Raw genomic sequence first — 23,835 nt, 5'->3', positions numbered from 1 at the left:
ATTTTTCAATTTGTCATCTCCCGCCAGGAAACTCTACCGCGGCGAACTCCTGAGCTCGTAAGCATCGACTCAATACTGGTATCCGTTAAACCAACCACCATTTCATCCCCCATAAAAAGAGGTTCCCCTGGCATGCTAGTAAAACCAACGCCACTGACTGGCACTTCTCCTTCAATGGTTGACATCATGTCACCATCATCCACACTGCCATCTTGATTCACATCAAAAAAGTTTCGAGCAAGCCGCCCGCCTTTGAACGGATCTATTGCCATCACGTAACCAGAGCCACCCGGGTTGCAAATATCGGTATCAGGTATAATAGTGTTGACAACCAAAGCCCGACCAATAATTTTGGGCTGATTGACAATTCGTTCACCATTTTTTTGACCACCCACCATTAGATCTATAAACCATCCTTTGTTCGTTACGGTGTCCGCTTCTTCAATTGAACGCGCCATACGGCCACTGACCAATGCCTCTTGGGTAATTTTCCGTTCGGACAACTCCCCTCGACTTGCAATGCGCTCACCATCGATCAGACCATACCAAGTCTGAACATCGGTGCTGGCTGGATCGTCATTGCTCAAATAGCTGCCGGTACCAAAAAATACCCATCGCTTACCTGTCTCAGGATCCGCCGCAACAGAAATTCCTCCAATAATACTTTGGCGTTGTCCTTCGGCATTTCTGGCTGAAAACAGAGGCAACGGCGTACTACCTGTTCTGTAGTAGGAACGCCAGTTACCGGTATTGGAGTGATTAAGGTCGAACTTCCACAGGTTACCTTGATAATCCCCGGCGAAGACATAATTGATGTTGCCATCATTGTCATCGTCCCAGGTTTCTACCTGACTCAACCCATTGGACAATGTCCGCCCCTCAGAGTCTGAGCTATTTTGCCCAACGGCAGTATCAATGTAGCGAATTAAAGAGCCATCTTGGATATCTATTAAAAACAAGCCTGCCTTATGGCTATTGCTGTTATAACCATTGCCAGTAATGACTGCCCAATCACCATTTTTAAGTCGACCAATCACTGGTTTTCCAACCACGGTGCCGAGTTCATTATGGGTAAACTCCCACATCACTTCTGGAGCTGCGGGATTGGTCACATCCAGCGCAAACAGCATGTTACCACCCCGACCAAGGCTGCCGACCAGGACTGAACGCCACTGCCCACCAATGTAAACATCTGCGACATTGGCATTGCCATCGACAAAGTATTCATGCAAATAGTCAGGATCTGCTAATTGAGCCAACTTAGGCAACAGCATTGAGGGTATGTACGCAAAAAGCTCTGCGCCAGTTTCAGCCGAAAAGGCATGCAACATGCCGCTGTTAGAGCCAACAAAAACAACTGGGGTGCGGTTTCTGTTATTTTGAACAAATGTCCGATAACCACTGAGCTCATCCCACTGAAAGCGGTCGTAAAACCGGTTTTCAGGCTCAGCTACATAGACCGGAGATGAGTGTGCAATATCCCCCAGGATGGAACTACGATTACGGAATTTGTAGGCCGGATCATTCTCACGAGCTTCTTTGGAGCGATCACCACGAATGAAGTTCAACAAAGCCTCGGATTGCAGCCACCCCTGTTGCGTCGATGTCAAATTAGCCCAGGTAAAAGCTTTTTGCGTATTGCCATCAAAAAACTGTATGTTACGACCACTCCAGTCTCTGGCATTTAGCTGCTCCGATACTTTCCATTTCGGCTCTGAGCCAATATTGTCGGCATCAAACCCCCACAAGTCCCCCGACCAATCACCGGATTGAAAGCGACCCTGGAACACCATTTGATCCGTTTCCAGAGAGGTTGTCGTGCCCGCTAAATTCGATGCTGACCCGACGCGATCAACAATCTGATTTAAGGTTCGTGTTAACTCACGCGCGAAAGTTTCGGGATCATTGGCACTGAAAAAACCGCCCCGACTGTTGACGGCCGCATGGAGCATATCATCGATTTTCGCAGCTAGAGCACCGGGTGCTGCAGGATTTGGCCAGCTAATTGACGCCCCAGTAGAAATGGCATCGAAGGCTGTTTTTGGATCAATCGAGCCCTGAACTCCTAAGCCAACAGTGTAGGTCACCATGTGCTGCCAAAACGCCGGGTTGATACTGTCATTCGGAGTTGGCACACGATTTTCAAGATCTGGCCGCAAATCATTTTTCCAATACTTCATGGCTACATCAGCCAGGGTATCAGAGTAACCATCGCTAAATGGCGCTTTGGGGGTGTATTGGAAAGGATCGCCTACTGGCCGTTTATGCTCTGGACCATTAGAGTTGTCCTGATTGCCAATACCGCTTGGCGTAGGACCATTCCAATACCCATCTGACATCAGAATGCTAAAGCTTTGCCGACAGGTTAGATGTTCAATCGACGGCTCAGTTCCAAAGCCAGGATTTAGCCCCCAGGGGCCACGGCTATCTGTCCGGGAGAAATATTGACCAGCACCGTCCAGGGCATTTCTAAGCGGAGTTCCTTGTGGAGGGACAGCCCTGTTGTAAAGCTCATTGAAAAAAGCATCTCTGTCAGCGCCGGTAAAGCGCCGAACCCCTCGTACAACCGTTCGGGTGGATACCCCATCGATGGTGGACTCCCCCGTATTGATAGTGCCATAACCGACCCGCATATTTTCACTTTGGGCTGCAAAAGCGCGCCCGATACCACCCCGTGACGCAAAAAGACGATTGCGATGGTAGGTATACCAGTTGGCAAAGTTTTGAATTTCTTCTGCGTAGGTACAGGCATTCGCCATGGCGCAGTCGGTTCGATTGCGATTGCCATTGGCATCCACCACTTCGCGACCATGACCGCTAAAGGGCGCATTTTCCGGTTTTATCTCAACCCGCTCATAGCTGGCTTCATCCCAAAGATCGCCACTTCCGTTGTAGTGGTAGTAAACTGCCGGATAGAAGCTGATACTTTCACTGGTATGAGTACCGTCTTCATCGACCCAGCGAGCCGTTTGGGTGTTTTCTACCGTTAGATTCCGGCTTCCTAAGCTCTTAAGTGGATGATGTGGAGCCGCTGTGGGGCTTGAAGCTGCCATCAGGGTCCCATCCGGGTTCGACCAGGGCTGATAGGTAAAAGCCGGGTTGTAGTAGACGGTATTGTTGTGCGGTGAGCGAAAATGCGCAGCCGTCCCCCCGCTGAAGCGCACCACTCTGGTGTTATTGTAATCATCGGCACCAAAAAGACCGGCTACACGCGGAAACATCCACATGGTGTAACGCGCATTGGCGCCTGTAAGAGTGGTTCCAAAATGCGTAGTTAGTTCATCAGGCATGGTTTCCCACATCATAGAGCCTGAGTCATCCAGGATAAACAAGATGTTGGGTTCTACAGCACTGCCAGTTTGCAACGGCATATTGGAAATTGCTACCGACGCTTCAGCAACTGAAAAGCCTAACCCGAGACTGGCAACGAGGCAGTATAACTTACTGGATTTCAATCTGGCCATTTCTAGCTCCTGTATTCATTAACGCCGAAACAATACTTGCAGCATAATACCGGCTCTGTCGGCAGCTGCACTGCGTGCGGTAATACGGTAGGTTTGTGACAAGCATCCCGGCGGAATGGTTGAGCCACGGGCACAATCTGGCGGATCAGGCCAGCGCCCCATATCTTCAATAATAAACTCCGCATCTTGCTGAAGCCCTCCCAACGCCAATCCTGCAGCCTGCCACTGAGTGGCAGGATCACGCCAGCGCGGCGGGTCATTAGGATCAGGCTGCGGGTAACGACCAGCAACGCCGGTAAAGTCCCCATGGTTTGGGTTGGCTTCCAGCCATTGCTCGGCAATACGAATGGCACTTTCGGTTGCCTGAAACGCAAGCTCACGGTCGTAAAGATTTGCAGTCATACGTTCTTGCTGCCCAGTTCCCCGACTGGCCGCCAAGACGATCATGGTAATGGCCAGTAAAAGCAGCAAACTGACAATAAGCGCCATACCCCGTTGTTGAGTGACTGAGTGTGTCATAAGACAGGATTCCTTAAAGCAACTTCATGAATCAGGGTTCTGTTTGCCCGCTCACCCTCACCTTGAAAATCAACATGAGCGGCCTCAACGGTCAGGTGTACCCGCGTCGACATCACATCCACCCAGCGGTTGGCCGGGACGGAAGCCGTATCGATAAAATTTGCTGAACCCAGTAATAAAAACTCAAACTGCAAATCACGAACGCCTTCAATGACCTCCTCCCGAATCACCACACCCCGTTCAACCCAGGTGCGGTAAAGAGAGCGGCCACCGGTTTCAGGTCGTCCATTGTTGCCCACATACCATGAAACAGACTCAAACTTCGACAACACTGCATTGGGCGGAAAAACATAGGGAGAACCTGAAGAAGCACTGCAGCTGGTGGGCACGGGAAACCCCAGTCGGTTTGTGCAATTCCCCGGGGTAACAGTACCACCGGTGTTATGAATGACATTGGAGCCACCCGCTCCCGTGATATTCGAAACCTGGAAAATTGTCGATTGGGACTGATCACAGACCATAATGATATCCCCCTGCACAATATTCGCACCGGGGGCTATCCGAAAGCTGGCATTCACTCCGGATGGAACATGCTCAATAGCAATGGTTTCATTACCATCACTCAGGGAATACATCATCTGAACGGCTGCAGTGCCGGCAACTCGCTCACCGACCGCAGAACCAAAATCAACGCCGGGATGAGTAGTGGTTCCGCTGTAGGCGATGAAGTTGCTGTTTGCCCAATTGCCCCACCAGGTATCACCGGCGAGTACATTGACAACCCTGCCATTATTGGTGCAGCCCGAACTTCCGGCATTTCGCAAGTCACGTGTCAACAGCTGAAAGCCTACTCGGAAACCATCTTGCATTCGGTTGAGGTTGTCATTGATGCGATAAGTTTGCTGAGCTGACAAAAAAACACCCGTCACACCACCCACCAAAATAACACCTAATAACATCGCAATCATCAGCTCAACCAATGTCAAGCCCTGCTGTGCACCATATCTTGGCATTTTATTGAACACTCTCATAGCACCACCGCCGTTCGAATCATGGTTTCGCTCATGTCGGTTTGCCGCTCATCTTGCCAGCGCACCTCCACCAGATAACGTCCGCTGTTGAACGAAATCGAGCACTGCACACTGCTGCCTAACTCAGCCTGCAACCGGGCAACCCAATGACTCAACTGCTCACCTACCAAGCCTCCTGAAGGGGCAGTACATCCACTCATGACATAAGCACCAGGTGCCGCGTTGGTATTTGCACGAATGCTCTCAATAATGGAGTCAACCATCACAACAGCGATGGTTCGTTCGTAAGCATTCTGAGTATTTCGTACTGAACTAGCCTGTAGAGCCGCCACACCTAATAGGCCAACACCTAACACCAGAGTGGCAATCATGACCTCCAGTAAACTGGCTCCTTTTTGCTGCTTTCTGCACTTCATAAGCATCAGCTCCTTAGTCCCCGGGCCTTGAACAACTGGCATCGATCACCGAAGTCACCGTCACTCGCCCGCCAGAAATAAAACGAACATCACGACTATTTTGCTCTGGCCTGCCTGACGGATGGCAAATACGCAGGCTGCCGGTTAACAAGTTGGCATTCGCCTGTTGTCGGATGAAGCCTTGCGAGTTGTAACGCAAAGCATGAGCCGCGTTGGCCAAATTAGAACTGGGAATAACCCGCAATTGAGTATTAAAACGTCCACTCGCCAAAATGACTGCCGGATCTGAAGCAGCAAACAGGATCCAGCCTTGCCAATTACCTGAAGGTGCAGAACAGCTTGTTCCGTTTGGACTGTGGCAAAATACAACATCGTCATTTCGGCGTATGGCTTCGCTGCGTGCATAGCTAAGAGCACTCAAAACCTCATTTGCCTGGCTCGTCAAACGATTGCCATTGATGAGTTGCGTAAAAGCGGGGACAGCAACCGTTAGCGTGATGGCCATTACCGCCACCGTCACCATCAGCTCAATTAAGGTAAACCCCTTGTCTCTGGGGAAGGCAACAACCGACATAAGCGTTTTCAATTATAAATTGATGGATAATGTCAGCATACTTAGGATACAGCCAATTGCCAGCATGAGCCGATAAACGGATGATCCTGCTGATAAACGGTTAAAGGCTGCCTTGTGCTAGGATTTGTTTTAACCTGGAAGCTTCACGACGACTGACATCAAGCCGCTGCGGGCAACCTGTCAGCTCAACCTGATAGCCCTGAGCCCCATGATGCAGTGCGCTAAAGTGCTGGCGATTGATCAGCGCCTTGCGGTGAATGCGCAACAGCTGTGGATACTGTTGTTCCAGTTGTTTCAGACTTAGCTCAAGCAAAGCTTCGCCCTGGCGGTGGACCATGCGAACATACTTATCTTCCGCCACCAGATACAACACTTCGCTGATAGGAACCTGACGCAGACAGCCCGCCAATTGAAAGCTGATGGCTGCTTCTTTTTGCGACTCCAGCTGGACACGGGTAAGCTTGCCCAAACGTTGCAGTACCCCAGCCAGGGCGTCGGCTTCTACCGGCTTCACCAAATACCCTGCAGCCGCCAATTGCAATGCATCCAAGGCATGCTCTGGATGGGCGGTGACAAAAACCACCGCTGGTGGCACTGGTAGACTGGCCAAGGTTTTGGCAACGGCAAGGCCCGTAAGGTTTGGCATTTCAATATCCAGCAGCACCAGATCCGGCTGCAGCTGAGCCGTTAACTGCAACGCCTGCTCGCCGTCTTCGGCTTCCGCCACCAGGCTAAAGTCATGATGCTTTGCCAGCAACCGTTTTAATCGTGCGCGTGCTAAGGGCTCATCATCAACCAGCAGTACTTTCATCGATCCTCACTCACATCCCTCCACTCTCTTTGACATGCTCAGGCTTTATTGCCCAGAACAGGCAATACCAACTTGACCCGGTACTGATCATCGGTTTTGCTGCAATGCAATTGGGCTTTATCCTGGTACAGCAAGGCCAAACGCTGGCGAATATTGGCCAGAGCAATGCCATTGCCGGTTGTGCTGCGAGTACTGGCTGCCAAGGTATTGGTAATAAGGATAGTCACCGCTTGGTTGGATGTCAGCAACTGAATGCCAATCTCCCCGCCCCCCCGGTGAGGCTCAATGCCGTGGCAAATGGCATTTTCCAGCAGAGGTTGCAGCGTCAATACCGGCATGTTCAAGTCCGGTAGCGGTTCAGTGAGCTGCCAGTTCAATCGCAACCGCGAGCCAAGCCGCCACTGCTCCAGCGAAACGTACTGCCGCGCCAGGGCCAGCTCCTCCGCTAACGAGGCTTGGCCACCTGCTTGCATGGCCGCTCGAAACAAAGCCGATAAATTGAGCAGAGCTTGTTCCGCAGCATCCGGGTTTTGGTGGATCAATTCGGCGACGGTATTCAGGCTATTGAAAAGAAAGTGGGGACGGATACGGGCTTGCAGTGCATCCAATTCAGCTCTGGACTGAGCTTCAATCCGCTCATTGCGCTCTAAATGCATCAGACTAAACTGAATGGCCAGGAGTCCAACAATTAACGCCACCAACAGGTTGGCAGCCAAAAAATGAGTTAACTCACCAGCGGGTTGCCAACCAAAACCCACCAAAAAGTGCCAGGCCATAGGACTGATAAGTCCGGTAAAGCCAATAAACACCAACAAGGTAAAACCACCTTGCAGCACCGCAGAAAAACGCCCCAGCCACTGCCGCAATCGACAAAGCACCGCGATGCTAAGCAAGGTAATCCAGTGCACAAAGAGACTGATGACCCCCAGCCGTTGCCAGGGATCGCCGCCAGCATCAGGCGCAAAAGCCAGCACGATAGCCACCGTCTGTGCCAGTACAATCACAGCCAGCACGCCACGGTTTTGGCAAAAATCGGGCAACAAAGGCTTGGTAACAGCCATGGGTTTCAAATTCATTGGGATGCAGCAGCAACAGTCATACCAATGACTATAGCGATCTCAGTAACTTAAAACCAGCCCTACTAGCGCAGCTCTGCCGGAATGGCAAAGACTATATTTTCTTCCCGTCCCGGGTTCTCAGTCACGGTGCGCCCGCCCCAGCTTTGCAGCTTGGCAACCACTTGCTGCACCAGCACTTCTGGCGCCGAGGCGCCTGCAGTAACGGCTACCCGCTCAATGCCATCCAGCCAGCTTTTCTGGATGTCTTCGGCGGTATCTATCAGGAAAGCTTTAGCGCCCATTTTCTCTGCCAGCTCACGCAAGCGGTTGGAGTTGCTGCTGTTCTTCGCACCGACCACCAGCAATAACTCGGCTTTGCCTGCCAGCTCACGCACCGCATCCTGGCGGTTCTGGGTGGCATAGCAAATGTCGTCTTTACGCGGCCCTTCAATATCGGGAAAGCGCTGGCGCAGTGCTTCAATCACATCGGCAGTATCATCCACCGACAGGGTGGTCTGGCTGCTAAAACAAAGCTGCTGTGGATTTTTCACCTGCAGGCTTTGCACATCCTCCACCGACTCGACCAGATAAATGCCGCCTTGCGGATTGTCGTACTGGCCCATGGTACCTTCCACTTCGGGGTGGCCAGCATGGCCAATCAGAATGCACTCAATGCCTTTGCGGCTGGCACGGGTCACTTCCATATGCACCTTGGTCACCAGTGGGCAGGTGGCATCAAAGACTTTCAGCCCACGGTCTTTGGCCTGCTGACGCACGGCCTGCGACACACCATGGGCGCTGAAGATCACAATCTGGCCATCCGGTACTTCGTCCAGCTCGTCTACGAACACTGCGCCGCTGCGACGCAAGCCATCCACCACAAACTTGTTGTGCACCACTTCATGGCGGACATAAATCGGATGGTCGTACAACTCCAGCGCGCGTTCGACAATGCTGATGGCGCGATCAACCCCGGCGCAAAAACCACGCGGGTTGGCCAGTAAAATATCCATTACTGCACCTCCAGAATTTCCAGCTGAAAGGTCAGGGTTTGACCAGCCAGCGGGTGGTTAAAGTCGACGGTGACCGACTGGCCCGCGACCTCTCGGATCAAGCCCGGCAATTCCGAACCATCCGGCATGGTAAAACCAATGATCATGCCAACTTCCGCCGGGCTGTCGCTGCTGAACTTGCTGCGATCCAAATAATAAATATTGTCCGGATTGGGCTGACCATAGGCATCCTCAGGAGCCAGGGTAAAGTTCAGCTTATCGCCTGCCACTTTGCCCAACAACTGCGCTTCAAACGCGGGGGATACACTGCTGTCGCCCATGGTTATGCGGGCTGGCTTGTTGTGCACCCGGGTGCTTTCCGCAGCGCTGCCATCGGACAAGGTAATATCGATGTGACAGGTCACAATGCTGGCGGGCCCAATACTAAGATTTGCGGGATTTGGCGTGGTCATTGCCCTGCTCCTGATGGCTGAAACTGTCCCAGATCAACAAACCGGCCCCGATCACGATGGCCGAGTCGGCAATGTTAAAGGCAGGATAGTGCCAGTTTTGATAATAAAGATGAAAAAAGTCGATGACATAGCCATGCCAAAGCCGGTCGATCAAATTGCCAACAGCGCCGCCAATAATCAGGCTTAACCCCAGCGTCAGCTTGCTGGCTTTGGGCGCCAGCCGGCTGAGCCAGACACTGAGTACGGTTATGATGACCACCGCCACCACGGTGAAAAACCAGCGCTGCCAACCGCCGGCATCGCTCAAAAACGAAAAAGCGGCACCAGGGTTGCGGACATAGGTCAGGTTAAAAAACGGCAGCAGCTGGATCGAATCGTACAACGCCATGCTGCGGTGCACCCACTGCTTGGTGACTTGATCCAGCACCAGCACCAGCAGTGCCAGCCACCAGAAAGCCCAGCCGCTTTGTTGAAACAACCGCATCAGGCAAACTCCCGCTGCTCGCCGGCGCCACTGACGTTGTCAACACAGCGCAAGCAAATGGTCGGATGGGCGTCATCGGCACCGACATCATGCCGGTAGTGCCAGCAGCGTTCACACTTCACCGCACTGCTGGCTTGCACCAACACCTTTAAACCTGAAATTTCAGTGGCTTCAGCTTCGGCTGGTGCCGCTTCGCTGCTGACAGTGGCGGTACTGGTGATTAACACGAAACGCAGCTCATCTTGCAACTTTTTCAACTGTGCCGCCAATTCAGCATCGGCAAATAAGGTCACCTCAGCTTGCAGTGAAGCCCCAATCAGCTCTTGCTTACGGGCTTTTTCCAGCACCCGGTTCACTTCGTCCCGCACCAACAGCAGTTGTTGCCAGAAAGCATTGTCAAAACGACCGGCAGGTACCGAAGCAAGCCCGGGGTACCAGACATCCATAAAGACATAGGGTTGCGGCTGGCCCGGCAACTGCTGCCAGATTTCCTGCGCGGTGAAGCTCATGATGGGCGCCATCCAACGCACCAGCGCCTGCACAATGTGGTACATCGCGGTCTGGCAAGAGCGGCGGGCCTGACTGTCCGCTTTGGCGGTGTACTGCCGATCTTTAATCACATCCAGATAGAAGCTGCCCAGCTCAATGGTACAGAAGTTCATCAGTTTCTGACTGACCTGGTGGAACTGGTAATGGTTGTAAGCCTCGATGATCTCCGCCTGCAATTGAGCCGCCCGATTCACCACCCACAGATCCAGTTCAACCAGCTCGCTAAACGGCAATTGATCCTGCGCCGGATCAAAGCCATTCAGGTTGGCCAGTAAGAAGCGCGCTGTGTTGCGGATACGGCGGTACTTGTCGGCGGCACGGTTTAAGATTTCATCCGACACCGTCATTTCCGAGGTGTAATCGGCAGTCGCCACCCACAACCGCAAAATATCCGCTCCCAGCTTGTTCATCACCTGTTGCGGGGACACCACATTGCCAAGGGATTTGGACATTTTCCGGCCCTGACCATCGACGGTAAAGCCATGAGTCAGCACCTGTTTGTAAGGTGCATGGTTCTTGATGCCGATGCCGGTCATCAAGGATGACATAAACCAGCCCCGGTGCTGATCCGAGCCTTCCAGGTACAAGTCGGCCTGAGTCGCGCCCTGAAACTCCGCCCGGGCATCCACCACACAGGCATGAGTCACGCCCGAGTCAAACCAGACATCCAGCGTATCCTTCACTTTAACGTAGCGACTGGCCTCCTCGGCGCTTAGCAATTCTTCCGGTTTTAAATCAAACCAGGCCTGAATGCCATGCTGCTCGACTTTTTGCGCCACTTGCTCCATCAAGTCTTTTGTATTGGGATGCAAGGCGCCGGTGTCTTTATCAACAAAGAGTGCAATCGGTACGCCCCAGGTGCGCTGACGCGAAATACACCAGTCTGGCCGGCCCGCCACCATTTTCTCAATCCGGCTCTGGCCCCAATCCGGTACCCAGCGGGTGTTGACAATTTCTTGCAACGAGGTTGCGCGCAGCCCTTGCTGCTCCATGCTGATAAACCACTGCGGCGTCGCACGGAAAATAATCGGCGTTTTGTGGCGCCAGCAGTGCGGGTAGCTGTGTTGGTAAGCCTTATGCACCAACAGCGCCTGCCGCTTTTTGAGCACCTCCACCACCGAATCGTTGGCTTTGAATACATGTTGGCCGGCAAACAGCGGGGTGTCGGGCAGGTAAACGCCATTGGCGCCAACCGGGTTGGCCACTTCAAGACCATACTGCTGCCCCACCACAAAGTCTTCCTGACCATGGCCAGGCGCGGTATGCACACAGCCGGTACCGGAGTCGGTGGTGACGTGCTCGCCCAAAATGACCGGCACCTCAAAATCGTAGAATGGATGTTTTAAGGCCACCTGCTCCAGCTGCTTGCCCTGGCAAAAGCCCAGTGCGTGGTAATGCTCAATACCGGCGCGGGCCATCACATCGGTGACCAGATCGGTAGCCACAATCAAGCGCTCCGGGCCATGCTCGCCCTGCTCCACCTGCACCAGGCTGTAGCTCAAATCCGCATGCACCGCTACCGCGCGGTTGGCTGGCAATGTCCAGGGGGTGGTGGTCCAGATCACCACCGACACCGGTCCCTGCCCTCGATGCGCTTCGGGGTGGTCAAAACGATCCACCACCGCCTCATCCACCAGCTTAAAGCGCACATCAATGGAAGGTGAGGTTTTGTCCTGGTATTCCACTTCCGCTTCGGCCAATGCAGAACCACAGTCGGTACACCAGTGCACCGGCTTAAAGCCTTGCTGCAAATGGCCATTGTCGATGATTTTGCTCAGCGAGCGAATAATGTTGGCTTCAAAATCATAATCCATGGTTCGATAGGGGTTGTCCCAATCGCCCAGCACGCCCAAGCGGACAAAATCGACCTTTTGCGCTTCAATTTGCGAGGCGGCATACTCCCGGCATTTTTGCCGAAACTCGGCATCGCTTAACTTCACACCCGGTTTGCCGTATTTCTTTTCCACCACCAATTCAATCGGCAAGCCATGGCAATCCCAGCCAGGAATGTAAGGCGCATCATAGTCCGACAAAGTCTTGGCTTTGATGATCATGTCTTTCAGAATTTTATTGACGGCATGGCCAATGTGGATGCTGCCGTTGGCGTAGGGAGGGCCATCGTGCAAAATAAATTGCCGCTTGCCCGCTTTGGCGGCGCGAATTTGTTGGTAGAGTCCATGCTGTTGCCACTCGGCCAGCATGGCTGGCTCCCGCTGCGCTAAATTGCCACGCATGGCAAACTCGGTTGCCGGCAGGTTCAGGGTATGCTTGTAGTCACTCATCCGTTGTTAGTCCGTCATCGTTATTGATTGGTGGCAACCTGCGCAGAGGCTGACGACTGAAAGTAATGGCGGGCTGCGGCTGCATCCCGCTGTATTTGTTGCTGCAAAGCGTCGACCGAAGCAAAGCTTTGTTCATCCCGGAGCTTGTGACGCAGCAAGACCTCAATCTGGCTGCCATACAAGTCTCCTTCAAAATCAAATAAATGGGCTTCGAGCTGCTCCGTTTTACCGGATACTGTCGGGCGGGAGCCGATGTTGGCAACGCCCTGAAAGCGCCCAAACACCGTATCGGCTTCAATCGCATAAACCCCGTGCACCGGCAGCTTCTTACGATACAACCAGACATTGGCGGTTGGAAACCCCAGCTGCCGCCCTAATCTGCGGCCATGCCGCACCTTGCCGGTCAGGGAGAATGGCCGTCCGAGCATGGAGTGTGCTAGCGGCAAATCATCGGCTGCCAAGGCCTGCCGTATCGCCGTGCTGCTGATACGCTGCGTCTGCTGTTTCAGGCTGGCCGTTGGGGTTAAGCCAAACTTAAAACGAACTGCCTCTTGCTGCAGCAAGGCAAAGTTGCCGGCCCGGTTCTTGCCAAAGCAAAAATCATCCCCAACAATCAGATGCTGCACCCCCAATTGCCTGAGCAGCAGCTGCTCCACAAAGTAGTCTGGCGCCAAATCGGCAAAGCGCTGATTGAAGTTGACGCACAACAAGCGATCCACCCCCAGCTTGGCCAGTTCGAGGTACTTTTCGCGTAAACGGCTGATCCTGGCAGGCGCTTTATCTGGCGCAAAAAGCTCCAACGGTTGGGGCTCAAACACCATCACGCAGGAAGGCAACTGCCGGTCTTTTGCCACCGTCAGCAACTGGTGCAACACCGCCTGATGGCCCAGGTGCACGCCATCAAAATTACCAATGGTCAGTACACAGCCACGATGCTCTGCTTTGATGTTGTGTAAGCCGCGAATAAACTCCATGCCTGCCTTAAAACGCTCTAACCCGCACCCAGGTGCAACAAGCAGGCGATTATACCTGTTAATCTTGGGTATTTCATCTGGTTCGCCGCAGATGAGCAGGACGTCCGCCCAGCAAGACCAGCAAGGCAAAATAGCCTGCTGCGCCAAGGCTGCAACTCAGTAGCAATTGCTGCAGCTGCCAGCCGGTACTTTGCTGGTACCAGTACGCCATGTCCGGCAACCACCACAGCAGTACCATGGCCATCCCCAGGCTGGCTGCCAGCACACGCAGCACAAACCAGCCGCTGTAGCCGGTCAGCTGATAAACCCCAATAGCTTTGAGCCCCCGATACAGTAAGAAGGCATTCAGGGTCGCCGACAATGCCGTTGCCAATGCCAGGCCGACATAACTTAAAAAAGGCGCCAGCAGTAAGTTCAGCCCCATATTGGCCACCATGGCAATGATGCCAATGCGTACTGGCGTTTTCATATCCTGTCTGGCGTAGTAGGCGGGGGCCAGAATTTTAATCAGCATAAAGCTGAATAAGCCACAGGCATAGGCAAACAGGCTGTAGGAGACGCGCTCAACGTCCAGCTCGGTAAACTCCCCCCGCATAAAGAGCACCGCAATAATGGGCTTGCCCAACACCATCAGCGCAGCCATCGCCGGAAACCCAAACAGGGCAATAAAGCGCAGTGCCCAATCCAGGGTGGCTTTGAACTCTTCGACACTGGCTTTGGCATGCATCCGTGACAAGGTGGGCAGGATCACCGTTGCAATGGCAATACCAAACAGACCCAGAGGAAACTCCAGCAGCCGGTCGGAGTAATAGAGCCAACTGACGGCACCGGTTAACAAAAATGAGGCGATAACGGTATCCAACAACAAGTTGATTTGACTGACAGAGACACCAAACATTGCCGGGATCATCAAGGTACGAATTTTCACCACCCCCGGGTCGTGCCAGCCCCAACGCGGCTTGACCAGCACTTTGGCTTTGACCAAAAAAGGCAATTGAAACAGCAATTGCACCAGGCCACCCAAAAACACGCCCCAGGCCAGCGCTAAAGCAGGCTCAGCAAACCAGTCGGAGGCATAGACAGCGGCCAGAATGATGGCAATATTTAAAAACACCGGGGTAAAAGCCGCCACAGCAAATTTGTTGTAGGTATTCAGCACAGCGCCGGATAACGCCACCAGGCTGACAAAAAACAAATAAGGAAAGGTAATCTTAAGCATCAAGCTGGCCAGCTCAAAACGCTCGGCATCCGGCCCACCTTGCAACCATTCAATAAACCAGCCCATACCAAACAGCATGGCCACCAAAGGCGATGCCACCACCCCAAACAGGGTCACCAACAACAAAATGACGCCCAGAGTACCAGCAGCCCTTGCCACCAAAGCGCGCACGGCGTCATCGCCATGCTTCTCTTTTACCTCACTAAGTACCGGCACAAAAGCCTGCGCAAAAGCACCTTCGGCAAAAAGCCGGCGCAAAAAATTAGGAATGCGGTTGGCAAAGAAAAAGGCATCGGCCGCAGCGCCTGCTCCGACAAAGGCGGCGATCACTACATCCCGGATCAGCCCGAGCACCCTGGAGATCAGGGTCATGCTGCTAACAATGATGCCTGACTTTAATAACTTTTCTGCCACCCACGAACCTCAATGTTTGAAATGATGTCTGGTAGTGCGCATTATTTTCGCCTCTAGCTGCATGCAAATACCAGCACTAAATTTGCCAAAGTCACAGTACCGACATCTGAACCTTCGGGTTAGCAGATAAATCATTTGACAAGCGCTGGTAAAGTAGGCATATTATGCGGCCTTTAAAGAGTCCGGTTTATCTAGTTTTAGGAGTGTTACCTTGGCTAACATCAAGTCTGCTAAGAAGCGCGCAATTCAGTCTGAAAAACGCCGTAAGCATAATGCCAGCCAGCGTTCTATGATGCGTACTTTCATCAAAAAAACCTATGCAGCTGTTTTGGTAAATGATGCCACTGCTGCTCAGGATGCGTTCAAGAAAATGGTCCCTGTTTTGGATCGTATGGCAGACAAAGGTCTGATCCATAAGAACAAAGCTGCTCGCCATAAGTCGCGCCTGAATGCCCACGTGAAGGGCTTGTCTGCAGCCTAACCGTTGCAGATACAAGAAACCGGCTTTTTAGCCGGTTTTTTTGTGTCTTTTTTTGCCATGGCGAAGACACTGCCATGGCATTTGCAACTTAAGCGCAATACAGATCGTGCAGTACTTTCATCACCGCTTTGACCTCATCGCTCTCGATGCGGTAATACACGGTTTGCGCTTCTTTGCGGGTTTTCACCAACTGATTGCGCCGTAACAGCGCCAAATGTTGCGACAGCGCAGACTGGCTGAGCTCTAACCGCTCATTCATCTCGCCAACCGACATTTCACCTTCCAGTAAATAGCAAAGGATCAGCAAACGGCGTTCATTGGCGATCGCTTTCAGAAGTTTGGCGGCCTTGGCAGAGTTTTTCCGCATTTCTTGTAAATTCATAGTCATTTTTACACCCACATGTCTAGACGGCTCATTATCACCCGTCTTCGTGAAGTTCACAAGTCCAACGCTGACAATTTTACATAATGTTACTTGAAGTATGGATAAAATGCGATAAGTGTTAATTCAGTTCAGATAAGGTTGTATCAAATGGGTGATACGCTGTACTGAAAATGGCTTCACCACAAAGCCGTTGGCGCCTGCTGCGATGCTGTCACGGAGGTTTTCAACGCTGGAGTAAGCAGACACCATCACCACCTGACTTTGACCATTGATGGATTTAAACTGGCGTAACAATTCTTTACCGTTGATATCTGGCAGTTGAATGTCTAAAAAAACCAGCTGCGGTTGCAACCTCTGGTACAGGGATACGGCTTCAACGCCATCGGCAGCTTCAGTCACATCAGGGATGCCCAAGCCAATTAGAATCTGTTTCAGATAACTGCGTACGGCAGCGACATCATCGACAATTAAAACCCGCAGTGTTGATTGGCTCATCCGTTATCCTATCCTTTGGCTGTAGATCCATTGCCTGAGAATTGTAGCAAAAACGACCATCCCCGGCAAGAAAGCTGGCCTTTATTCAGCACACCAAATCATTAGTTTAACTAATCAAAAAAATGCAAAATTACTCAGTTGATGGAACCCCCAGTTGCTCAGATAATGCGCGCCATTAATAGGGCAAACAGGAGTCGCTGATGGAAGCCATGGTGTACGATGTAATTAGCTGGATTGGTCTGGCAATCTGCATTGGTGCTTTTTTTATTAAAGATGTGTTCTGGCTTCGGCTGGCGACTCTGGTTGGCTGTGCACTGATGTTTGTCTACTACCTGTTTATTGCCATCCCGCAAGGGGTGATCTCCAACTTTCTGGTACTGCTGATCAATGCCTACTACCTGGGTTTATTTGCCTGGCAACGGCATAAAACCAATCAGCTGTTAGCGCAGGCAGTGGATGTTGAGCAGTCTCCGGCCGAAGAAGCTGTGTCTTTAGTTTCCGCCCGAACCAACCCGGATGCCGTCTCCGCCGCATGACGTTCGGCAAAGAACAACGTATACTAGAGCCATGGTCAATTGCATAAACGGTTCTGGTTGTGTCTAGTGACGAACTGAATGACTTTCTGAAAGAAATGGCCGATGTCCGGCCTTTAACACACAACGAAATTGCGCCAGAGACAGGGGATTTTCAACCCAGTCTGGCGCAACTGGCTCGCCGTGAAGCCGCCGAACAGGCGATGGAGTTTGATCCGAACTATTTGAGCACCGAGTATGTCGACTTGCTCAAGCCCGATGATCTGATTGACTACAAAAAAGACGGTGTTCAGGAAGGCGTCTATCGTAATTTGCGGCTGGGCAAGTACCAACTGGATGCAACCCTGAATTTGCTTGGTAAAAATTTGCAGGAAGCCCGTAAGCAGCTGTTTGACTTTATTCAGGACTGCCACCAACGCGGCATTCGCACTTTACTGATCCATCACGGCACCGGCCGCAACAGCAAACCTCACCCAGCGATTCTGAAAAGTTATTGCGCCAAATGGATCAGCCAGATCCCAGCAGTGCTGGCCTGTCATACAGCTCAGCGCCATCATGGCGGCTATGCGGCCAGCTACGTGCTGCTGCAAAAAAACCAGCAACAGAAAAGAGACAACCGCGAGCGTCACAGCAAGCGACTCTAACCATCTCATTTTCAATAAAAAACCCCGTAAAACGGGGTTTTCTGATCATCCTTAACCATCCACTCCTGACTTCAACAAAGGAAGCAGCAGGCTTCGGCTTTCGTCAAAAAGGCGGACAATGCCATCAGGCAAACAACCACGACGATTGCGGTAAAGCCAAAACCACGACTGGACGCTTTACTCATAAAACATACCTCAGCGCTTAATTTTTTATTGTTGTGAGCAAGTTAGCTTAACTTATTAAGCCGCTGGTTAGTGTAGACAACTTGTAGTTTATTTACAACAGGTGTATTTTTATACAGTCTTTGGTTTTGCGTGCCAGGGTGGAAACCCGCTAATACCCTTGCTCCAGCACAACCGGATGCAATAAGGGCTGAACCGCCTGACTGCGCCGATAATTCTCAGCAATTTGATCCGCTGCCGTTTCAATGTTGGTCACGGCTGAAATATGAGGCGTCACCGTCACTTTGGGGTGTTGCCAAAAAGGGTGCTCTGCCGGCAACGGCTCTTGCTGGAATACATCCAGACAGGCAGCAGCCAGCTGCTCCTGATCCAACGCAGCCAATAAAGCCCTATCGTCAACAATGGCGCCGCGCGCAACATTGATCAAAATGGCCCCTGGCTTCAGCTGCGCTAAACGCTGCGCATTCAAATAGCCTTCCGTTGCCGCGGTCAGCGGCAATAAGCAGATCACCAGATCTGCATCCGCAGCTGCCGCAGCAAAGCCCTCCTCACCACTGTATGTGGTCACATCCGTCCAGGCTTTGGGAGTTCGCGCCCAGCCCTGAACCTGAAAGCCAGCCGCAGCAAAATGCGTTGCAACTGCCTTGCCAAGCTCACCAAGTCCCAATACGCAGAGCTGCTTGAGTTTGCGCCGTCCTTTCGGCCGCCACTGCCCCAGCCGCTGCTGCTGCGCAAAGAGATCCAGCCGCAACCGATACATCGCCACCACTGTGTCCAGGTAGTCGATCATGGCAGCGGCTAACTTTGGATCAACAATCCGGCTGAGCGGTACTGCGGGTAGATGGGGATCCCGCAAAATGGAGTCCACTCCGGCGCCATAACTCTGAATCGCTTTCAGTGCTGGAAAACCTTTTAAACTGCCCGCCGGTTGTTTCCAGACCACAGCAAACTCTACCCGCTCAGGCTGTTTGATTTCAGGCCACTGCTGGATGGACACTCCCGGCAAGCGTTGTTGCAAAGCAGCAACCAAGGGGGTTAGATCCCTATCCGGAATGACCAGTGCTATCGACGACATCATCGAGCCTTCCCTATTGTCACAACAAAACGTTGTCATAAAAAGTTAAGTCTATTGTCATCCCGCTGTCGCAGTAGAACAACAGACTGACTCAGTCCCAAAGATACCATGGTGCCAGCTGATGCTAAACTGCCGAACCTTGTTTTTATCCGACATTCATTTGGGCTGCAAAAATTGCCAGGCAGGCTACCTGCTAAGCTTTTTAAAAAAATGCCAGGTCGACAAAATTTATTTGCTCGGCGATATCGTGGATTTATGGGCCATGCAGCGCCAGGTGTTCTGGAAAGTACAACAGAACCAGGTGGTGCGCCAATTGCTGAAAATGGCAGAGCAAGGCACCGAAATTATTTATGTGCCCGGCAACCACGACGAAGCGTTCCGACTCTATGCCGGTAAAAACTTTGGCGCCATTCAGGTTGAGCTGCGCAGCCAACACATTACCCTGAGTGGTCAACGCTTGTTGCTGGTGCACGGCGATGAGTTTGACAAGCATGTGCAGCTGGCACACTGGCATCGCCGGCTTGGCGATCACCTTTACGATCTGCTGTTGTTTTTAAACCGCTGGAACCAACGCCTGCGCCGGCTGTTAGGCCGCCCCTATTTTAGTTTATCGGCGCTGATTAAGAGCAAAGTTCCCGGAGCCCGTCAGGCCATAGCGCGCTACCGCGATGCCGCCATCGCACGAGCGAAGCGCGGTGGCTACGATGGCATTGTCTGCGGCCATATTCATCACCCGGAAATTACCTTGCAAGACGGCATCCTGTACTGCAACGATGGCGACTGGATTGACAGCTGTACCGCTTTGGTTGAAACACCGGACGGTAGCCTGGCACTCTATCACTGCGCCGAGCATTGCCAGCAGATTGCGGTCTGGCCTGAAGCCGAAGCAGGTCGGGTCTCGTCACTGACCAAGGTCGCCTGAGGCGTCATCGAAAGGTCATACAAACGCCATCAAACTGCCACAACCAGCCTTTAGTGTGAAAGCCTCCGGTTTGCAGGACGTCAATCATGTTCAATGTTGAACAAATGCTGCAGCAACAAATGCCGCAGCTCACCACCAGGCCCTTTCTCAGTAAAATTGGCACCTTCCTGCTACGACGCTTGCTGCATGAAAAAGACTTCATCCACTTTGCCGAGCACTACCCGCACCTGCAAGGACTGGACTTTGTCGAACAAGTCCTGGATTACTTTCAGTTTCAAACCACAGTCCGTGAGCAGGAGCTGGAACGGATACCCGCCGATGGCCGGGTGGTCATTATTGCCAACCATCCGATTGGCTCTTTGGATGGTCTGGCACTGATCAAACTGATCAGCGACATTCGGCCCGACGTCAAAATTATTGCCAACCAAATGCTGATGGCCCTGCCGCCACTGCACCCCTTGCTGTTTCCTGTCGATGCGATGCAAGGAAAGACACGGCGCGAGCTGTTAACCCAAATCAGCGGCCACTTGCAGCATGAAGGAGCCCTGATTATTTTTCCCGCCGGGGAAGTTTCCCGCTTAAAGCCCAATGGCATCCGGGATGGTCGCTGGCAGCATGGTTTCCTGCGCTTTGCAACGCAGGCCAAAGCCCCCATCTTGCCGATTCATCTGCAAGGCCGAAACTCCTGGCAGTTTTACTGCGTTTCCATGCTGTACAAACCGCTGGCGACCCTGATGCTGGTGCGGGAAATGTTTCGCCAACGCCAAAAGCAGCTGCACATTCGCATTGGTGAGCTGATCCCCTTTGAAAGTTTTGCCAGCCTGGCACTGGAGCCGCAATCCAGAGCCAAGTTGTTTAAAAAGCATTTGTACCGTCTGGCCAGTGACAAAGCCCCGCTGTTTAAAACCCAAAGCGGCATTGCCTTACCGGAAGACCGCAAGGCGCTGAAAAAAGCGGTCGAATCTTGCCAGTTGCTGGGGGAAACCGCCGATCAGAAACAAATCTATCTCTACCAGCATCAGGGAAGCTCGCCCATCCTGCGTGAAATTGGCCGCTTGCGCGAAATCGCTTTTCGCGCTGTTGGTGAAGGCAGCGGCAAACGCCGGGATTGCGATCCCTATGACAGCTGGTATCAGCATTTGATTTTATGGGATCCCAGAGAACTCGAGATCATCGGCAGCTACCGCTTTGCCGATACCGCTCAGGTGCTGGCAACGCAAGGCCAACAAGGGCTGTACTGCGATGCCTTATTCGACTTTTCCGCAGGAATGCAGCCCTACCTTGCTGCGGGTCTGGAACTGGGCCGAAGCTTTGTCCAACCTAAATATTGGGGCAAGCGCAGCCTGGATTACCTCTGGTACGGCATTGGAGCCTATCTGAAAACACGACCCGACATACGCTACCTCTATGGTGCAGTCAGCTTATCCAACAGCTACCCGAAAGCCGCCCGGGATTTGATGGTGTATTTTTATCACTTGTACTTTCACCACCCACAATCGCCTGCTGTCTCGCGCCACCCTTACCTGTTAAGTGAGCAACTGCTGCCCGAACTGCGGCAGCACTTCTCGGGCACCGACTATGGAGCCGACTTTACCCAGTTAAAGCATTTGCTGGCCAATATGGGGCTGACCGTTCCTACCCTTTACAAGCAATACAGCGAGCTTTGTGAGCCAGGGGGGGCGCACTTTTTGGATTTTGGCATCGATCCGGCCTTTGCCGATTGCATGGATGGTTTGGTACTGGTGGATCTGACCAAAATTAAAGCGCATAAAAAACAACGCTATATGCCCTAACTCCCCTGCCGGTTCTTGTTCCTGCCTGTTAGTTCAGGTTAAGTTAAGTTTACAGCGTCTATAAATTAAGCAATACCGTGCTGTGCACGCTTAACCTGCAGCCCTGTTAAGATACCTGGGCTTCGGACCAAACCAAGGAGGACAGACCATGTCTGACTTCAAAGTGACAACCGGCTGGTGGCTTTCCCTAGTGCTGGGCGTCTTGCTGTTTAGCCTGCCTGCGCACAGTGTTCAGGAAACAGAAGAGCAAGCGCAACTCGATCAGTTGCTCGCCCCAATTGCACTCTACCCGGATACCATCCTCAGCCATGTGCTGATTGCCTCCACCTACCCACTGGAAGTGGTTCAGGCTGCTCGCTGGGCAGAGCGTCATCAGGAGCTGGATCCTGAAACCGCGCTGGAGCGCGTCGAACAGCAGCCCTGGGATCCCAGTGTCAAAGCCCTGGTCGCCTTCCCTGATTTACTGCAGCGCATGAGTGACGATCTGGAATGGCTGGAGCAACTGGGCGAAATCTTTTTAACCGATGAAGCCTGGGTGATGCTGAGCATTCAGCAGCTACGGCAGCGTGCCTACGCCCATGGCGCTCTGGATGACGTCGAGCACATCGTCGTGCAGCGTGAGGTCGAGCAGCAACAGGAAGTCATTATCATTGAGCCACGCCAGCGTGAAGTGATTTATGTGCCCTATTACAACACCCGTGTGGTCTATGGCGACTGGTGGTGGCCACATCACCCGCCTTATTACTGGCACTACCCCGGTGCTTCCTACAGCTACAGTGCATTTTACTGGGGTCCATCTTATCGGGTCAGCCCACGCTTTTACTTCAGCAGTTTCCACTGGCATCACCGCCATGTGATCGTCAATCACCATCACTTCTACCACCCCCCACGTTATTACCCAAGGCGGGTGGTGCATATTCACCATGGCCAGCGCTGGCAGCACAACCCGGTGCACCGTCGTGGTGTCGTCTATCGCCGGGAAACATTGAGCCGCCAATACGATCCAAGGCCCAGAAGTCATACCCGTGAAGTGCGAGGCCCTGCCAGCCCCTCCAGAGAATGGCGTCGTCCAAGGCAACAACCAAGCGGGGACTTTACCACCAGCTCAAGGACGCATGAGCGCCGTCAGGCTACCGAAACCAGACGGCAAAGCAGTGGGCACCGAGACCGAGTCAACACGGAGCATCGAAACACAGGACGCACCGAGCAAGGTGCCAGCAGCCTGCGAGCGACGGGTTCACGCGAGTTAAGAGACAGCAATCTGCAGCAACGCCGCCAACAGCTACAACAACGCCAGACAGAGTCGGCGCAACCGGCTCACCAGCAGCAACGTCAGCAGCAGGCGGATCGTCAGGCCACAGGCAGCCAGACGCGCTCAACAGAGACGCTAAGACGTGATGTGCAGCAACAACGCCAACAAGCTTCGGAGTACCGTGGTGCCAACCGTTGGCAACAGCCTGTTCAGCAAACTGGCTCTGCGCAGCGACAACCCAGCGTACCTACAGAGCAGCGGCAAAGCACAGTGCCTCAAAACCAGCTCAGAGCGCAGCAGAACCAGCCAAGAGTGCAAGCCACCGAGCAGCGCCGTATCCGACAACCGGAGTCTGTTCGTCAGGTAGCAGCTCAGCCACCGCGGGTGCAACGAGCGGTCGAGCCGCAAGTCCGCAGCACACAGAGCTCGGCTCCGACCCAGGTGAGGCCTCAGGTCCGGGCTCAATCCTCAGCGCCAAGAGTGGAGCGGGCGCAGCCACAATCCAGGCCACAGTCCTCGGAGCGAAACCGCAACCGACCGACAGAGCGACGTCAGCGTCAGATCGAATAGCAATAACCTGCCACCGAGTGCCGCTACACCTCAGTAGCGGCCAATCGCTGTAAAATTTCCCGTCACAGGAACGTAAACTTTTTAATCAATCATTTCAGTTATTTAGCTATTTATCACTATTTTATCATTTGACAACGCTGTCAATTGATTAATAGTTAATGGCTGCATGCCAAACGTTACAGCAACAGGGAGCCGTCCGTCAGGCAGACAATCGTTCCGCATGTTGACTTACCCTTCACCAA

22 protein-coding genes are annotated in these 23,835 nt (G+C 52.7%); 6 read left to right on the top strand and 16 right to left on the bottom strand.

Annotated features, from left to right (window positions below; genetic code table 11):
- Nucleotides 1-5: 5 nt before the first annotated feature.
- The 13 genes from Q3O59_RS12060 to murJ form a co-directional block, all read right to left on the bottom strand.
- Nucleotides 6-3,464, bottom strand: coding sequence for a pilus assembly protein (locus tag Q3O59_RS12060; protein WP_305945818.1), 3,459 nt, complete (start codon nucleotides 3,462-3,464; stop codon nucleotides 6-8).
- Nucleotides 3,465-3,482: 18 nt separating this feature from the next.
- Nucleotides 3,483-3,983, bottom strand: a complete 501-nt coding sequence (locus Q3O59_RS12055) for a pilus assembly PilX family protein (protein ID WP_305945817.1) — start codon at nucleotides 3,981-3,983, stop codon at nucleotides 3,483-3,485.
- Nucleotides 3,980-5,014, bottom strand: coding sequence for a PilW family protein (locus Q3O59_RS12050; RefSeq protein WP_305945816.1), 1,035 nt, complete (start codon nucleotides 5,012-5,014; stop codon nucleotides 3,980-3,982). The genes Q3O59_RS12055 and Q3O59_RS12050 overlap by 4 nt, the downstream gene beginning before the upstream one ends.
- Entirely contained in the window at nucleotides 5,011-5,430 is a 420-nt protein-coding gene (pilV, locus tag Q3O59_RS12045) for a type IV pilus modification protein PilV (protein ID WP_305945815.1), read from the bottom strand. Before pilV ends, Q3O59_RS12050 begins: the two co-directional genes overlap by 4 nt.
- Nucleotides 5,431-5,443: 13 nt before the next feature.
- The gene (locus Q3O59_RS12040; RefSeq protein WP_305945814.1) at nucleotides 5,444-6,004 is read right to left on the bottom strand and encodes a GspH/FimT family pseudopilin; all 561 of its coding nucleotides are present in this window, start codon (nucleotides 6,002-6,004) and stop codon (nucleotides 5,444-5,446) included.
- Nucleotides 6,005-6,104: 100 nt separating this feature from the next.
- Nucleotides 6,105-6,815, bottom strand: a complete 711-nt coding sequence (locus Q3O59_RS12035; protein ID WP_305945813.1) for a LytR/AlgR family response regulator transcription factor — start codon at nucleotides 6,813-6,815, stop codon at nucleotides 6,105-6,107.
- Between the two features lie 38 nt (nucleotides 6,816-6,853).
- On the bottom strand, nucleotides 6,854-7,876 hold the full coding sequence (locus Q3O59_RS12030; protein ID WP_305945812.1) for a sensor histidine kinase: 1,023 nt from the start codon (nucleotides 7,874-7,876) through the stop codon (nucleotides 6,854-6,856).
- Between the two features lie 80 nt (nucleotides 7,877-7,956).
- Nucleotides 7,957-8,886: a 4-hydroxy-3-methylbut-2-enyl diphosphate reductase gene (ispH, locus tag Q3O59_RS12025; protein ID WP_305945811.1), complete on the bottom strand. Its 930-nt coding sequence runs from the start codon at nucleotides 8,884-8,886 to the stop codon at nucleotides 7,957-7,959.
- Nucleotides 8,886-9,338 (bottom strand): FKBP-type peptidyl-prolyl cis-trans isomerase, encoded by a 453-nt coding sequence (fkpB, locus tag Q3O59_RS12020; protein ID WP_305945810.1) that lies wholly within the window; start codon nucleotides 9,336-9,338, stop codon nucleotides 8,886-8,888. The genes ispH and fkpB overlap by 1 nt, the downstream gene beginning before the upstream one ends.
- Complete coding sequence (lspA, locus tag Q3O59_RS12015) at nucleotides 9,310-9,822, bottom strand: signal peptidase II (RefSeq protein WP_369812386.1); 513 nt, start codon at nucleotides 9,820-9,822, stop codon at nucleotides 9,310-9,312. The genes fkpB and lspA overlap by 29 nt, the downstream gene beginning before the upstream one ends.
- Nucleotides 9,822-12,653: an isoleucine--tRNA ligase gene (gene ileS / locus Q3O59_RS12010; RefSeq protein ID WP_305945809.1), complete on the bottom strand. Its 2,832-nt coding sequence runs from the start codon at nucleotides 12,651-12,653 to the stop codon at nucleotides 9,822-9,824. Before ileS ends, lspA begins: the two co-directional genes overlap by 1 nt.
- Nucleotides 12,654-12,673: 20 nt before the next feature.
- The gene (gene ribF / locus Q3O59_RS12005) at nucleotides 12,674-13,627 is read right to left on the bottom strand and encodes a bifunctional riboflavin kinase/FAD synthetase (RefSeq protein ID WP_305945808.1); all 954 of its coding nucleotides are present in this window, start codon (nucleotides 13,625-13,627) and stop codon (nucleotides 12,674-12,676) included.
- 73 nt (nucleotides 13,628-13,700) lie between these two features.
- Nucleotides 13,701-15,260 carry a murein biosynthesis integral membrane protein MurJ gene (gene murJ / locus Q3O59_RS12000; protein WP_305945807.1) on the bottom strand — a complete coding sequence of 520 codons (1,560 nt, stop codon included), beginning with the start codon at nucleotides 15,258-15,260 and terminating at the stop codon, nucleotides 13,701-13,703.
- Between the two features lie 211 nt (nucleotides 15,261-15,471).
- Here murJ and rpsT point away from each other — a divergent pair, with 211 nt between their 5' ends.
- Nucleotides 15,472-15,741: a 30S ribosomal protein S20 gene (gene rpsT, locus Q3O59_RS11995; protein WP_228591907.1), complete on the top strand. Its 270-nt coding sequence runs from the start codon at nucleotides 15,472-15,474 to the stop codon at nucleotides 15,739-15,741.
- An 88-nt stretch (nucleotides 15,742-15,829) separates the two neighbouring features.
- Here rpsT and Q3O59_RS11990 read toward each other — a convergent pair whose 3' ends face one another.
- Nucleotides 15,830-16,123 carry an ArsR/SmtB family transcription factor gene (locus Q3O59_RS11990; protein WP_305946016.1) on the bottom strand — a complete coding sequence of 98 codons (294 nt, stop codon included), beginning with the start codon at nucleotides 16,121-16,123 and terminating at the stop codon, nucleotides 15,830-15,832.
- A gap of 126 nt (nucleotides 16,124-16,249) precedes the next feature.
- Nucleotides 16,250-16,621, bottom strand: coding sequence for a response regulator (locus Q3O59_RS11985; RefSeq protein ID WP_305945806.1), 372 nt, complete (start codon nucleotides 16,619-16,621; stop codon nucleotides 16,250-16,252).
- Between the two features lie 200 nt (nucleotides 16,622-16,821).
- Here Q3O59_RS11985 and Q3O59_RS11980 point away from each other — a divergent pair, with 200 nt between their 5' ends.
- Nucleotides 16,822-17,157 carry a hypothetical protein gene (locus Q3O59_RS11980; RefSeq protein WP_305945805.1) on the top strand — a complete coding sequence of 112 codons (336 nt, stop codon included), beginning with the start codon at nucleotides 16,822-16,824 and terminating at the stop codon, nucleotides 17,155-17,157.
- 53 nt (nucleotides 17,158-17,210) lie between these two features.
- A complete protein-coding gene (gene smrA / locus Q3O59_RS11975; RefSeq protein WP_369812390.1) occupies nucleotides 17,211-17,798 on the top strand; it encodes a DNA endonuclease SmrA in 588 nt (195 codons plus the stop codon).
- Nucleotides 17,799-18,132: 334 nt separating this feature from the next.
- Here smrA and Q3O59_RS11970 read toward each other — a convergent pair whose 3' ends face one another.
- Entirely contained in the window at nucleotides 18,133-19,059 is a 927-nt protein-coding gene (locus Q3O59_RS11970; RefSeq protein WP_305945803.1) for a 2-hydroxyacid dehydrogenase, read from the bottom strand.
- A 118-nt stretch (nucleotides 19,060-19,177) separates the two neighbouring features.
- On the opposite strand from Q3O59_RS11970, the gene Q3O59_RS11965 reads away from it, so the two are divergent.
- The 3 genes from Q3O59_RS11965 (at nucleotide 19,178) to Q3O59_RS11955 (ending at nucleotide 23,593) form a co-directional block, all read left to right on the top strand.
- Nucleotides 19,178-19,978, top strand: coding sequence for a UDP-2,3-diacylglucosamine diphosphatase (locus Q3O59_RS11965; RefSeq protein ID WP_305945802.1), 801 nt, complete (start codon nucleotides 19,178-19,180; stop codon nucleotides 19,976-19,978).
- 86 nt (nucleotides 19,979-20,064) lie between these two features.
- A complete protein-coding gene (gene olsF / locus Q3O59_RS11960) occupies nucleotides 20,065-21,771 on the top strand; it encodes a bifunctional ornithine lipid synthase OlsF (RefSeq protein ID WP_305945801.1) in 1,707 nt (568 codons plus the stop codon).
- 148 nt (nucleotides 21,772-21,919) lie between these two features.
- Nucleotides 21,920-23,593 (top strand): DUF3300 domain-containing protein, encoded by a 1,674-nt coding sequence (locus tag Q3O59_RS11955; RefSeq protein WP_305945800.1) that lies wholly within the window; start codon nucleotides 21,920-21,922, stop codon nucleotides 23,591-23,593.
- Nucleotides 23,594-23,835 lie beyond the last annotated feature (242 nt).

It is taken from the genome of Alkalimonas delamerensis, assembly GCF_030717955.1.
GTDB classification, from domain to species: domain Bacteria; phylum Pseudomonadota; class Gammaproteobacteria; order Enterobacterales; family Alteromonadaceae; genus Alkalimonas; species Alkalimonas delamerensis.
This window is presented reverse-complemented; position numbering and strand designations above follow the sequence as displayed.